Source organism: Methylicorpusculum sp., from assembly GCF_030651835.1.
Taxonomy (GTDB): domain Bacteria; phylum Pseudomonadota; class Gammaproteobacteria; order Methylococcales; family Methylomonadaceae; genus Methylicorpusculum.
In genome coordinates, this window is record NZ_JAUSBX010000107.1 from 18,630 (window position 1) to 31,084 (window position 12,455).

Below are 12,455 nucleotides of genomic sequence, written 5' to 3' on the forward strand. Positions count from 1 at the left end.
AACGCTGATGTTACTGGTTCCTTCAAGAGCATTAGCCTTTGAATACTGCCAAAGACAAAAGCCAATTAAACGCTGATTTTACGCGGTGCATTCCTAATGTACAAAACTTTCTCGAAACGACTTACTCATCAGCCCCTGCGATAACGATGTAACTGATTGCCTGACAGGCTGTTCGCTGAAATACAGGGACAGAGTCAAACTATGGAATTGAGAAATAATGTCTTTGGAGCGCGTTTTACATTTTAATGCGCCCTCTACCGCAAAATAGGCAACGAGCCTTATGGTTTAAAGTTAACGGCCAGCTATTTTCTAGAAAATCGGTCATACACTTGGCTACCAAGCCATTTCACAATAAGCTCTTGCAGCTCAGGTTTGCCCATATAGTCTGTAAACAAATCCTCGTTCAACTCCATGCGTTCGATAAACAAAGATTCAAGCACCTGACTAAAAACCAATTGAAACTTATCCTGAGAATTCACCTTAGCAGCTTTTCGCAACAATTCATTTTGCAGTGCAGCTTCAGCGATTTGATCGAAAAACAACTGATCCGCTTCATTCAATTCACCACCAAAACGCTCATTGATAATATCGATTAAGCGTGAAAGCGTGACTTGTTCTTCCCTGACCATACCTGAGCCGACTTCCGTTGGGCCATCCAATGGTTTGGCGTAGCCTTCGTTAAGGCTGATCGAACCCTCGCTGATCTTTTGCAGCCGGTAATATTCCAAATCAACTTCTTCGTCAAACTGATAGCCGGCACCGGTTTTTCGCTTGGGCAGTTTCAACGCCAAATGCCGCAGATAGGTAAATAGCTTTTCCAGATCGCTGTCCTGATAAGGAATTACCTGACTCAAAAAACTGTAAAGGTTTCGAAATGCCTGAATCTTACCACGCCATTGTTCAGCGACTTCCTCTTCCGACTGCTGTAACAAGGCAAACCGAGCAACTGCCTGATCCAGAATGGCATTCATGGCCTTATGATCAGAGGGACTTTGCCGGCGTTTGGGTGCAAAAAAAACCTTGGCAAAGGCATCCACCTCTTCATCAAGATAAATCGCAGACGCATCCAGTTCGGTTTTGATTTCGTAAAGATGGTCAGGATCGACTTCCTCGCCCATCACAGAGCCATCGTAATATTGCCGAAAAGCCTCCTGGATTTCACTGGGATCGTTAACAAAATCCAGCACAAAAGTATCGTTTTTCAAAGGGTGCGTTCGATTTAGCCGGTTAAGCGTCTGCACCGCCTGAATACCCGCCAGTCGCTTGTCGACATACATCGTGTGCAGTAAGGGCTGATCGAAGCCTGTTTGATATTTTTCCGCCACCAATAACACGCGAAAATCCGACTTGGAAAAAGTCTCCGGCAATTCCTTTTCCTTTAACCCATCGTTCATCGCCACTTCGGTATAGGTTTTTTCCGGTATTTTGTCATCTTCGACCTTACCGGAGAATGCCACCAGGCTTTTGATGGCATAACCTTTTTCTTTGATATATCGATCGAACTCCTGTTTATAACGCACCGCTTCCAATCGAGAGCCGGTGACCACCATGGCCTTGGCATGACCGCCAATCTTGTGCCGAGTGAAGTGCTGAAAGTGTTCGATGATAACTTCAGTTTTTTGACCAATGTTATGCGGATGCATACGCATGAAGCGCGCCAAGGCTTTTGCTGCCTTTTTGCGCTCAACGTTGGGATCGTCTTCCGCTTTTTTGATCAGTTTGTAATAGGTTTTATAGGTAACGTAATTACGCAAAACGTCTTTAATAAAACCTTCCTCAATCGCCTGCCGCATCGTATAGCGATGAAACGGCTCTCCGTTGCGACCAAAGATTTTTAAGGTTTTGTGCTTGGGCGTTGCGGTAAAGGCGAAAAAACTCATGTTGGCTTGTCGGCCACGCTTCAGCATGGACCGATACAGCCGTTCAAAATGAACTTCGCCTTCTTCCTTAGCCATCTCCATGGCCTTTTGTCGCAGGTCCGCGCCGCCCAGAACACCCTTCAATTCGGTCGCCGTTTCGCCGGATTGAGAACTGTGCGCCTCGTCGATAATGACTGCGTAATGGCGTGTCGGTAAATGACTCAAACCCGTTTCGCCGCGTTCCTCATTCAATTTGGCCAATTGGCCGGCAACGAAGGGAAATTTCTGCAAGGTGGTAATGATGATCGGCACTATTGATTCCAAAGCCTCGGCCAGTTGCCGGGAGTCTTCATCGATTTTTTGCACCACACCTTGGCGGTGGTCAAATTGGTAAATCGTGTCTTGCAATTGCCTATCCAACACCACCCGGTCGGTAATCACGATCACACTGTCGAAAATCCGTTGATCGGTAGCGTTATGCAAACTCGATAAGCGGTGAGCCAGCCAGGCCAGAGTATTACTCTTACCGCTACCCGCTGAATGCTCAATCAAGTAGTTATGGCCAACGCCCTCAGTTGCCGCCGCATCGACCATTTGCCGAACCGCTTGCAATTGATGGTAACGCGGAAAAATCATGGTTTCCTTGCGAAATTTTTTGCCTTCGTCGGTTACCTTTTCTTCAATATTCAAGTGTAAAAAACGTGCCAGTAAATCCAGCAAACTGTCACGCGTTAACACTTCTTCCCACAAATACGCCGTTTTGTAATTGCGTCCAAACTTATCCGGCGAATTGCCGGCACCGCCGGTGTTACCCCGGTTAAACGGCAGAAAATGGGTATTTGAGCCGACCAGCCGGGTGGTCATGTGGGCTTCTTCGGTATCGACGGCAAAATGCACTAAAGTTCGCTTGGTGAATTGAAAGAATAATTCGCGCGGATCGCGGTCGTGACGGTATTGATGGATAGCATTTGCAGCTGTTTGGCCGGATAACGGGTTTTTTAATTCCAAGGTCACCAATGGAATGCCGTTGACCGACAACACCACATCCAGCGAATTTTGATTGTTGGGACTGAAATGCAATTGCCGGGTCAACCCCAAGCGATTCGCCCGGTAACGTGCGTCTAACTCGGCATTGAGACCATGAGCTGGCCGGAAATAAGCAATCCGCAAGGTTTTGCCGAAGCATTTGAAACCGTGGCGTAAGGTAGCCAATGCGCCATGCGTATCCAGCCATTTGCACAAGGCTTGTAAAACCCGTTCGCCGGTTTCATCGCCATGCAAAGATTCCAACTTGTCCCAGGTTTTGGCTTGGGTGCTGCGGATGAAGGTTAAGGCAATTTCTGGAAATATCGCTCGTTCGCGGTCGAAGTGGCTGGACGATAAATTTTCGTAACCATCGGCCAGCAGCACGGCTTCGATTGCGGTTTCGAAGGCGGCTTCCGAAGTGGGTCTCATGCTCTATTCCTTGCAATTTTTTTCTCCAACCAAAACACCATCACCTGCGCATATTCTGGTAATTCGCCGGGTTGAGAGCCATTCCATTTTTCCAATTCGCGTGCAGCGTTGAGTGGACCTTTTCCCAACCGCTGTTTAAATGCATCAAGAACAGCTCTTCTGTTGGTAACGAGTTGGTCACGGTTGAGATTCAAAATATCATTTATCGCGTTTTTTATATTCACATTATCAGAGGTAATCTCGCCGTTACCAAGAAATCTGATTTGGCGTTCGATGGGATGAGCCGGGTCGGTGAGGCAAAAACAAAGATCATCATTGTCCTTACGGGTATCACAATACTGCTCACGTTTAGTTCGACCTTTTCCTCCTAAACAGGCTCCTAAAAGGTTTTGGTAATCCAATTGTCGGCCTGGATAGTTATCCTGACACTCCCAATGTTCGATTTTCATGCTCGAAATATTCGGGTGTATCCGCGATTGACAGTAGCAGCAAAGTCCGCGCTGCTCCTCTACCAGTGATTGCCGTAATACATCTTTATCTCGGTAATTGTCGTAATCGGAATACGGACTCTGGCGGTGGACAGTTAATGAAGTTGGTTCAGTATTTTTGCGGATCGTGCGCATTATTCCGCGCCCTCAAGAAAGGTGATCAGCGAATGCGCGCGTGTCAGCTCTGGCTCACTCTCGCCAAGCTGTTGTTCAAGTGCAATAATTTTCTCACGCGCTTGATCAAAATTTTCTTCGTCTATCAGTTCAAAAAGATTTCGTAACTCGACTTCTATTTTCTTATTGCGTACTGGTGTATCCATCAGCTCTAGTAAAATGCGGTTGGCATCCATACCGTAGGCATCAGTGGGAGTAATGGTAACCACTTTGCCATCTTGATATTCCAAGAAACGAACGCAATGAGCTTCAACCTCTCCAAGCACTAAAGGCGAATGGGTAGTTACAACAAACTGGCAACTCTTAAAAGTTTCCCTCAGTCTTAGAAGCACTTCTCTTTGCCATTTGGGGTGTAAGTGCAATTCAACCTCATCAATTAACACCAACGCTTCACCTTCAGCGATGGGGTTTTCACTATTCGGATTGGCGATGGCAAGGCGGCGGGTGAGGTCAAATATCAGAGCAATCAGGCCACGCTCGCCGTCTGATAACTGCTCCAAAAACAGCTGCTTTCCTGTGTTTACACCGTTCACCTGCTCATCTATCGTCGAAACTTTCATGACGGAGTAGCGAGGTGGATTTTCCTCATGGAACCAAAATTCTTTGATCTGAGGCATGAGGCCTGTAATCGCCTCTTGAAGAAGTTTCAGGATTATTGGACCCTGTTGACCGTCTCGTCCAATTGCACGAGACGAGTTCATCGCTCGGTGCCACTTGGCGAAGTCTTTGAGCGATATTTCCAGCTGCGTCAGAGATTTTGCGAAAGCAGCCGATTGCTTAAAGGGTGATTCTACTAAATGTTTTTGGAGCGACATCGAAAGCAAGCGGTATGTCGAGTAGTAAATAACCAGTGGCTGCGTAGGGCTGCTCTTCAAGTGCCGCTTCGTCCACGCCTCTGACTCATACGTATCGGTAAACAGCCAGTTTAAACGTCTCTCGAAATTTCCCCCCAATCGTTTGTCTATCCAGGTAATTTCATTTTTCAGGTTTTTGTAATCGGGCGACCCTTTTTCAAGAAGACGTAGCTTCTTCTTCATTAGCGATTGTTTGTTCTCAAGAGACAGTTTTTGATCGAAATCAAGGCTTTCCTTGGAAAGAAAAGTGATCAACGTGGCTGCCGACAAGTTGGCGGTTTCCATCTCGATGATGCAGGAGGATTTGCCTTGCTGAATATCTGTATTAAGGATTGGCAACGGTTTCTCCCGCGAAACAGTAAACTCCCGCAATGTGTGGGAATAAGCTACTGCGATGGCCTGCAGGATTGTTGATTTACCAACCCCATTGACGCCTGCAATCACGGTCATCCGGTCGTCAAAATCTATATCCAGGCGATCAAAGCCTCGAAAATTGGTCAGACCTAAACTTTTCAGTTTCATTCAGTCATCTCCTCCAGCGGGATCTGCCCACTAACGGCAGCGGTGATCAGAGCTGCGCGGCGTTCTAAAAGTCGAGAGATGGAGTTTCGGATTTCAGTCAATAACACAGCGCTCTTCTGACCTATTGTTTCAAGATGTTCGATGATTGCACGTTGCTCACTTACTGGCGGTATTACTACACTGAAATTTCCGAGAGACTCAAAATTTAAGCCTTCCCGACCACTTCCTGATTGAGAAAGATCAATTTGATGTTGGCCGAGGTCAGAGCGAAGTGTGAAATAGAGAAACTTGGTTTCAATTTGACTTGAAGGTCTTACGATGCAGACATGTTGGTTAACATTAGCCTCACCTTGCATCTCTTCAATGTAAAAACAGCGACCTATTGAAGCACCTGTGATATTGATCAAAACATCACCTGCGAGTACCTTGCTATTGCTCATGGAGTCATGTGTATCGGAATCAATAAATACAATGTCATCCATTCGCAAGCCATCAAAATGGATGTTTTGGCTCCTGAAAAGTGGAACACCTTCTGACTGATATGATTCGGCTCCACCTCTTGGAGTTACACCGCTGCCGATTTTGGAAACAACATACTTTAATTTCCAAACATCCCAATGCGTAGGAATATCGCCCAACCAATCGAGGCCGGAGGGTTTTAGCGGCGCATCGGGATTCAAGCCGCGAGTGACGGCGCGGCTAATCAGCGCGGCGCGCTTTTCTTCCAGCAAGGCCAGCATTTTTTCCTTTTCCGTGACCAGCGCGTCGATACGCGCGGTTTCGCGGTCGAGGTAATCGGCGATTAGGCGTTGGGTTTTTGGAGGGGGGATATGTATCCGTAGCTCTCGGAATTTCTCTACCGTGAAATGGGCAATCGTTGCTCTATTACATAAAACATCGAACCAACCTGATTCAGAGGCTTGTTTTAGGCAATATTTCAAATACCGAACATCATTTGTTTCAGAACGAACTCTGTGGAGAGCGTTTTGATAAATGCAATTATCAGGAGTTGTATTGCTCAAAATTGAAGCGCGACCCACTTCACCACCCTCGCAAACCAACAAATCATCAATTTTTAGATTTAGTGCTTTTATTTCAGATGAGCTTGCCCACATGGTTGGTAAATCTTCGGTGTTAATACCGCTCCATTGAACATTGATAGCCTTAATATATGGTGTTTCAACATCATCAGGATTATTTGGACTTGGCTGAAGCATTTTTCCAAGCGAAATATCAAAAACATGCTTTGCCTGAGTCGCTGGCCATTCCGGTAATAAGCAAGGCTGCCACAGAACTGAAGTTATTCCGCCAGCCTCTTGTCGGGTTACGCTATCGTTAACCCGACCTACAATATTATTCATCCCGTTCATCCTCTATATTTTCTCCCCACTCCGTCAATTTCCGTCGCAGCAATTCCTTGTCCGGCAAATAAAGCGAATATTCCCGCGCATGGATGTTGGCGTCTTTGGGCAAGGTGATTTCCACCAAGGCATCGTGTTTCTTTTTACACAACACAATGCCGATGGTCGGCTGTTCATCCGCAAGCTTGACGTAATGGTCGAAATAGTTGACGTACATTTGCATTTGCCCCAAATTGCCGTGGCTCAGTTTGCCGATTTTCAGGTCAATCAGCCGCGTAGGTCGGGTTAGCGCAGCGTAACCCGACATTTCACCCGACACCACCGAATCGGCCTCTTGTCGGGTTACGCTATCGCTAACCCGACCTACGTAATTGTTTTGATTGTTGGGTTTATTCATGACCTATGCCTTCGAATTCAATAACATTCTCGCCCCAATTCAACGGGTACATGCCGGCTTCGACATAACGGTGGAAACTGCTGTGTGGCCAATCTTTCGGCGCGGCTACATAACCGTGTTTAACCGGGTTGTAATGAATGTATTCGATGTGTCTCATGAAATCGGCTTCATCACGCAAGGTATGCTCCCAATATCGATGCTGCCAAATGGCCTGCTCGTGTTTATTTTTTCTTGCCCGGTTCGGCGTCGATTTAAAATCGGCGTTGCAATGTTTGGTAAACCAAGTTTTGATCAATCGCCAACGCGTAGGGTAATCCAAGTCGGCGGTCGGCAAGGTCCAAATGCAATGAATATGGTCGGGCATGACGACGATGCCGTCGATGTCGAAAGGCCTGCTCTGTTTAACTTGGCGAAAGGCGTGACGCAAGGTAGCGATATTTTCCGCCTCATCGAAAATGGGGCTTCGCCGTTCAGTCACCAGCGTGAAAAAGAACGAGCCGCCGGGAATAAATGCGCGTCGATATTGCATGTTGATTACCTATGTCGGGTTATACCCTTAGGGCACAAGCGACTATCGCTAACCCGACCTACATTGTTATTCATCCTCAATATTTTCTCCCCACTCCGTCAATTTCCGTCGCAGCAATTCCTTGTCCGGCAAATAAAGCGAATATTTCCGCGCATGGATATTGGCGTCTTTGGGCAAGGTGATTTCCACCAAGGCTATAGGGTTCTTTTAGCAAGTCTTCGGGGCGGGCAATGCCCTGTTGGTCGCGGCTGAGTGCGAGACGTTCATAAAGACTGGCATTAAATTGGCGTTTGAGTTCGGGCAGCGTCCAGCCGTTGTTGGCAGACTCGATTTCGTAAAAGCTGCGCTCGTCGGGGTTGTCGATGGCAATCAGAAAGACGTATTGCGACCAACCCAGCTTGAAGGGTGAAACCAATTTGCCCAATGCGATTTGGGAATCCTGCGGATTCGTTGCGTTTACGGGCAAGGTTTTAGGCTCTTTAAGTGGCAGCCCGGATTTCCCAGATGCCATCTGGGAAATCCGGGCTGCCCGTTCTTGATAGGTCAGAAAGAATTTTCGCATGTATTCCAAGTTGGAACGCGAAAATCCTCGACCAAATTCGGCGGTCAATTCGACGGAGAGCGCCTTGAGCAATGCTGATCCATACTCGGCCCGTTCTTTGCCCTGTTGTTCGTGCTCTACAAGGCGGCGGCCGATTTCAAAGTTGGTTAATACCTGAATTAAATCAACAGAGCGGACTATCGTCTTGCGCGCGGCGAGTATAAGGTCGCGGATGTCAATTAATAGGTCGTTCACTCCGTGACCTCGCGCAACAGACCCATAATCCGTTTCTCCACCGACTCCAATTCCGCATCAATTTCATGCAATGGTCTTGGCGGTTGATATTGGAAAAATTCGCGGTTGAAGTTGATTTCGTAACCGATTTTACCAATTCCGCCGTCTTGTTCGTCCAGGGCTTCGCGATCGATCCAGGCGTCGCCGACATAGGGCAAGACTTCGCGTTTGACGTAGCTGAGAACGTCTTCTTTCAACGGGATGTTTTCAAAATCTTTCAGGGCTGAATCAGCTTCGTATTCGTAAAATTTGCCTTTGCCGGCTTCATACTGGCCCAGTAAGGCATGCAATTCGTTGGGTTGTAGTTCCGGCAAACGCTGGCCCGGAAACAAAGCCGCCGTATCGGGCGCATCGGCTTTATGCAGTTTGGCAATCACCGGTTTGGCGTCGGGGTCAACAGTGGTAAAGGCATCGCGGAACAGTTTTTTCTGCGCCGTGCCTTTGGCGCCTTTGGCCCAGCCTTCCCTATCGCTCGTCAACGCTTTGACGATGTCCTGAACCTGTTCCCAAATGTTATTCCAGTTGTCGTAAGCGTCTTGGCCGAGTTTATCTTCCACGGCGACCAGCGCATCGTAGAGTTCCGGGCAGGCATTGAGATAGCGTTCCTTGGCGTCCTGGCTGATTTGAAAACGCAAACGCAACGGGCGCTGGATGGTGACACGGCGGTAGCCAAAATCGGTGTTGTCGAATTGCTTGCTAGTGGCGCGCTCGATCCATTTTTGACCTTCCGGTGCCTCGGTATCGGTCGGAGTAGTGCGCCACTCGACTGGTTTACCGTCTTTATCCAGTCTTAACCAGGCTTTGCTGCTTAACGCCGATGAGCCGTGTTCTCTGGTGATTTCGTCAATCGCATTTTGGTCCAGATAACGGCGTTTATCGCCCAGGCTGCGCTTCATCGGCAGCCAGCGTTCGCGAGCGTCGATCAGTTGAATCTTACCTTGGCGGTGTTCAGCTTTCCTGTTGCTGACTACCCAAATAAAGGTGCCGATGCCGGTGTTGTAAAACATTTGCTCGGGCAAGGCGACGATGGCTTCCAGCCAGTCGTTTTCGATAATCCAGCGGCGAATCTCACTTTCGCCGCTACCTGCGCCGCCAGTAAATAATGGCGAGCCATTGAATACGATGGCGGTACGCGAGCCGGGCTTGTCGCGATTGCCTGCTTGATAGGGCTGGAACTTGCTGATCATGTAGAGCAAAAACAGTAATGCGCCGTCGTTAATGCGCGGCAGTTTACCGCTATAACCGCGAAAATTCGGCCAGCGGTCGATCAGCTTTTTTTCGGCCTTCCAATCCACGCCAAAGGGTGGATTCGCCAACAAATAATCGAAGCGCTGGCTTGGAAACGGGTCTTCGGTTAGGGTATTTCCGAGAGCTACCCAGCTATCCTTATGGCCTTTGATCAGCAAGTCGGAGGCGGCTACCGCATAAGAACGCGGGTTGTAATCTTGGCCGTAAACTTTGACAGTGGCTTGGTCGTTATGAGCGCGTATCCAATTCTGCGCCTCGGCCAACATACCACCAGTGCCGCAAGCCGGATCGCAGATCGTGGCGATAATACCTTGCTGGGTTAAGACATGGGTATCGGGTTCCAGCAACAGATTGACCATTAAGCGGATCACTTCACGCGGGGTAAAGTGATCCCCGGCGGTTTCATTGGCGGATTCGTTGAAACGGCGGATCAAGTCTTCAAACACCAAACCCATGGTGATGTTATCGACCCGGTTGGGGTGTAAATCGATCTCGGCGAATTGGGCGACCACTTGATAGAGTCGGTTGGCTTCTTCCAGTTTTTCGATTTCTTGGTCAAAATTAAATCGTTCAAAGATTCTTTGAATATTTTCAGAAAAACCTTTGATATAGGTGATCAGATGTTGACCTATGTTATCCGGGTCGGCTTTGAGTTTATAAAAATCCAGTTTGCTGTGATTGTGAAAGCCTAATGGAGTGCCGTTTTCGTCCTTGGCTACCTCGTTAAGCAGCCGGTCGATCAATTGCGGTTCTTTGCCTTGCAGGGTTTCAAAGCGCGCCAGGACTTGATCTTTGGTTGGTGCAAGCACGGCATCGAAGCGGCGCAAAACGGTCAATGGCAACATGACGCGCTCGTATTGCGGCGGTCGATATGGGCCGCGCAGCAGGTCGGCTACCGACCAGATGAAATTGGCCAGTTGTTGGAAATTAGTTGAACTCATTATTTATTCCAGAAGGCATATTGTTTTACCTGAACTATCCATGTCTAAAAAGAATACTAGGGCGTAAACCCAAAAGTACCTGCCGCATGTCGGCTGAGCAGGTCATAAATCATTGTGCAGTTCACACCAAAAACATAAGCAGCATCAGGAATCAGAACGCGTCGTTTAGTTTCAGGCTTACTAAGTTCGTGGGTGGCTAATTTGAAGCCGTGAGCCTTTGCGGTAGCAATTAGAAACACATCAGCTCTATCTGAGCGGGCAAATTCATTTTTTGCTTGCTGTGTGTAATGGTTGTTGGAAAAATTCCAGGCCATTATCTGGCCATAAGCTTGTATGACCGAAGCATCATGTGTATCTGGGATGAAAAAGCTATCAGGCAATTGATTGGCCCATAACTTGACTTGATCATCGTCATTGCCGTCGTTGAGTTCTTGAAACACTTTAGCGGTACTAAAAAGCAAACCCGCATCATGGCCGTCAGCTAACCATTGCCAAAATCCTTGGCAAAATTCAAAACGGTAATGAAAATTTTTAGCCTGGATAAAAACGTTGGCGTCGATCAAGTAACGGGTGTCGGGTATCATTTAATCCCCAATCTCTTACCTAGCTCAAGCACCGTTTCTGGGCGAATGTTTAACAAGCTCGCGGCTTCACGTAGCATTGTTTGACCGTTAACGGCATTTGCCACAATAGCATTGGTTAACCGTTTGCTGTTCCTGATCGGATAACTACGGAATGGACTACCACCATCGGATTTACTGGCGCTTTTACTCGCAGTGGCAATCGTTTGATAACCAATCCAATCGATTTTTCCTAAATCCAAAGCTCTTCTGGCAATAACCAGTTGGCTTACTTTGAATTTTTTGCTGAGCAGATCGTATTGATTGGGCGTTTGCTCCCATGCAGGCATAAACTCGCGCTCAGGTGTTAATAATTCTGCGGCTATTCGATTGCAGTATGTCTCTAAGTTAACCTGGCTGGGCTGAATGGGTGCTACGTCGGAAACGCCACTTTCTCCCAGCCATATATGCGCCAGTTCGTGGGCCAGGGTAAATATCCAGGCAGCTTCGCTATCTTTACCGTTGATAAAGATGACAGGTACGAGAGGGTCATAAATGGCAAAACCTCTGAATTCATCTACAGATAAACCTCGTTTCGTATTGCTTTTGACTATGCCGCTTCTAAATACTAACACACCGATGCTCTCAATTTTTTCGCTAAGCAGATTGTAAAAGGCTTTGTAATCTTTGGATGTTTGGCGATCCTGCTCGTTAATATTCAACGCTTTACGAATATCGTTGGCAATTTCGACAGGAGCATGTTGATCATGGAAAGCGAATTTTCCAATAAAAGATAGTGGATGCGCGCCTTGGTCACGCAAGTAATCCTGATACCACTGTTGTTTACGCAACACGTCATCTAAGGTATCGAAAAAATCAATGCTAAGTGGTGCGTGATCGGGTAGCTGTCTTAAATCTGGCAGACTACGCTCGATCTTAGCCGGTGGTGTCTCCAGAAAGAAATAGCCGAAGGGTATATGAGTTTTTTGTGCAAGCGTTTCCGTTTGAGCGACAGATAATTTTCCCGCTTTGTAATCATCCATCTTACTTGGTGTACCCAGCAAACCAACCAGCACATCAAGGCTAATGCCACATTGATCGGCGGCCCAGCGTAAGATGTTTGGAGAGATTTGTAGGGTTTGCATTACATTTATCTTAAATTGTTAATTAAGTGAATGATGTCTATTATAGGAGCCTTCTGGTGCCAAGCCCATACAACAAGCTATTTTTGT

10 protein-coding genes are annotated in these 12,455 nt (G+C 47.4%); all 10 read right to left on the reverse strand.

The features are described 5' to 3' along the window. Window positions 1-302: 302 nt before the first annotated feature. Window positions 303-3,314, reverse strand: coding sequence for a type I restriction endonuclease subunit R (locus Q7V32_RS14015; protein ID WP_304897608.1), 3,012 nt, complete (start codon window positions 3,312-3,314; stop codon window positions 303-305). Beyond that, the gene (locus tag Q7V32_RS14020) at window positions 3,311-3,937 is read right to left on the reverse strand and encodes a retron system putative HNH endonuclease (protein WP_304897609.1); all 627 of its coding nucleotides are present in this window, start codon (window positions 3,935-3,937) and stop codon (window positions 3,311-3,313) included. The genes Q7V32_RS14015 and Q7V32_RS14020 overlap by 4 nt, the downstream gene beginning before the upstream one ends. Continuing rightward, a complete protein-coding gene (locus tag Q7V32_RS14025; RefSeq protein WP_304897610.1) occupies window positions 3,937-5,352 on the reverse strand; it encodes an AAA family ATPase in 1,416 nt (471 codons plus the stop codon). Before Q7V32_RS14025 ends, Q7V32_RS14020 begins: the two co-directional genes overlap by 1 nt. After that, complete coding sequence (locus Q7V32_RS14030; RefSeq protein ID WP_304897611.1) at window positions 5,349-6,713, reverse strand: restriction endonuclease subunit S; 1,365 nt, start codon at window positions 6,711-6,713, stop codon at window positions 5,349-5,351. The genes Q7V32_RS14025 and Q7V32_RS14030 overlap by 4 nt, the downstream gene beginning before the upstream one ends. After that, window positions 6,706-7,110, reverse strand: a complete 405-nt coding sequence (locus Q7V32_RS14035; RefSeq protein ID WP_304897612.1) for a PDDEXK nuclease domain-containing protein — start codon at window positions 7,108-7,110, stop codon at window positions 6,706-6,708. The genes Q7V32_RS14030 and Q7V32_RS14035 overlap by 8 nt, the downstream gene beginning before the upstream one ends. Next, window positions 7,103-7,639 (reverse strand): transposase, encoded by a 537-nt coding sequence (locus tag Q7V32_RS14040; RefSeq protein ID WP_304897613.1) that lies wholly within the window; start codon window positions 7,637-7,639, stop codon window positions 7,103-7,105. The genes Q7V32_RS14035 and Q7V32_RS14040 overlap by 8 nt, the downstream gene beginning before the upstream one ends. Window positions 7,640-7,715: 76 nt before the next feature. Continuing rightward, the gene (locus Q7V32_RS14045; protein ID WP_304897614.1) at window positions 7,716-8,435 is read right to left on the reverse strand and encodes a DUF1016 N-terminal domain-containing protein; all 720 of its coding nucleotides are present in this window, start codon (window positions 8,433-8,435) and stop codon (window positions 7,716-7,718) included. Then, window positions 8,432-10,663, reverse strand: a complete 2,232-nt coding sequence (locus Q7V32_RS14050; RefSeq protein ID WP_304897615.1) for a class I SAM-dependent DNA methyltransferase — start codon at window positions 10,661-10,663, stop codon at window positions 8,432-8,434. The genes Q7V32_RS14045 and Q7V32_RS14050 overlap by 4 nt, the downstream gene beginning before the upstream one ends. A 56-nt stretch (window positions 10,664-10,719) precedes the next feature. Then, complete coding sequence (locus Q7V32_RS14055) at window positions 10,720-11,247, reverse strand: DUF4411 family protein (protein ID WP_304897616.1); 528 nt, start codon at window positions 11,245-11,247, stop codon at window positions 10,720-10,722. Next, window positions 11,244-12,368: an ImmA/IrrE family metallo-endopeptidase gene (locus Q7V32_RS14060; RefSeq protein ID WP_304897617.1), complete on the reverse strand. Its 1,125-nt coding sequence runs from the start codon at window positions 12,366-12,368 to the stop codon at window positions 11,244-11,246. Before Q7V32_RS14060 ends, Q7V32_RS14055 begins: the two co-directional genes overlap by 4 nt. Window positions 12,369-12,455: the final 87 nt, after the last annotated feature.

Excerpts from the sequence above, each read along its gene's own strand:
- Q7V32_RS14015 (WP_304897608.1), bottom strand. The coding sequence starts at position 3,314 with ATGAGACCCACTTCGGAAGCCGCCTTCGAAACCGCAATCGAAGCCGTG.
- Q7V32_RS14020 (WP_304897609.1), bottom strand. The coding sequence starts at position 3,937 with ATGCGCACGATCCGCAAAAATACTGAACCAACTTCATTAACTGTCCAC.
- Q7V32_RS14025 (WP_304897610.1), bottom strand. The coding sequence starts at position 5,352 with ATGAAACTGAAAAGTTTAGGTCTGACCAATTTTCGAGGCTTTGATCGC.
- Q7V32_RS14030 (WP_304897611.1), bottom strand. The coding sequence starts at position 6,713 with ATGAATAATATTGTAGGTCGGGTTAACGATAGCGTAACCCGACAAGAG.
- Q7V32_RS14035 (WP_304897612.1), bottom strand. The coding sequence starts at position 7,110 with ATGAATAAACCCAACAATCAAAACAATTACGTAGGTCGGGTTAGCGAT.
- Q7V32_RS14040 (WP_304897613.1), bottom strand. The coding sequence starts at position 7,639 with ATGCAATATCGACGCGCATTTATTCCCGGCGGCTCGTTCTTTTTCACG.
- Q7V32_RS14050 (WP_304897615.1), bottom strand. The coding sequence starts at position 10,663 with ATGAGTTCAACTAATTTCCAACAACTGGCCAATTTCATCTGGTCGGTA.
- Q7V32_RS14055 (WP_304897616.1), bottom strand. The coding sequence starts at position 11,247 with ATGATACCCGACACCCGTTACTTGATCGACGCCAACGTTTTTATCCAG.
- Q7V32_RS14060 (WP_304897617.1), bottom strand. The coding sequence starts at position 12,368 with ATGCAAACCCTACAAATCTCTCCAAACATCTTACGCTGGGCCGCCGAT.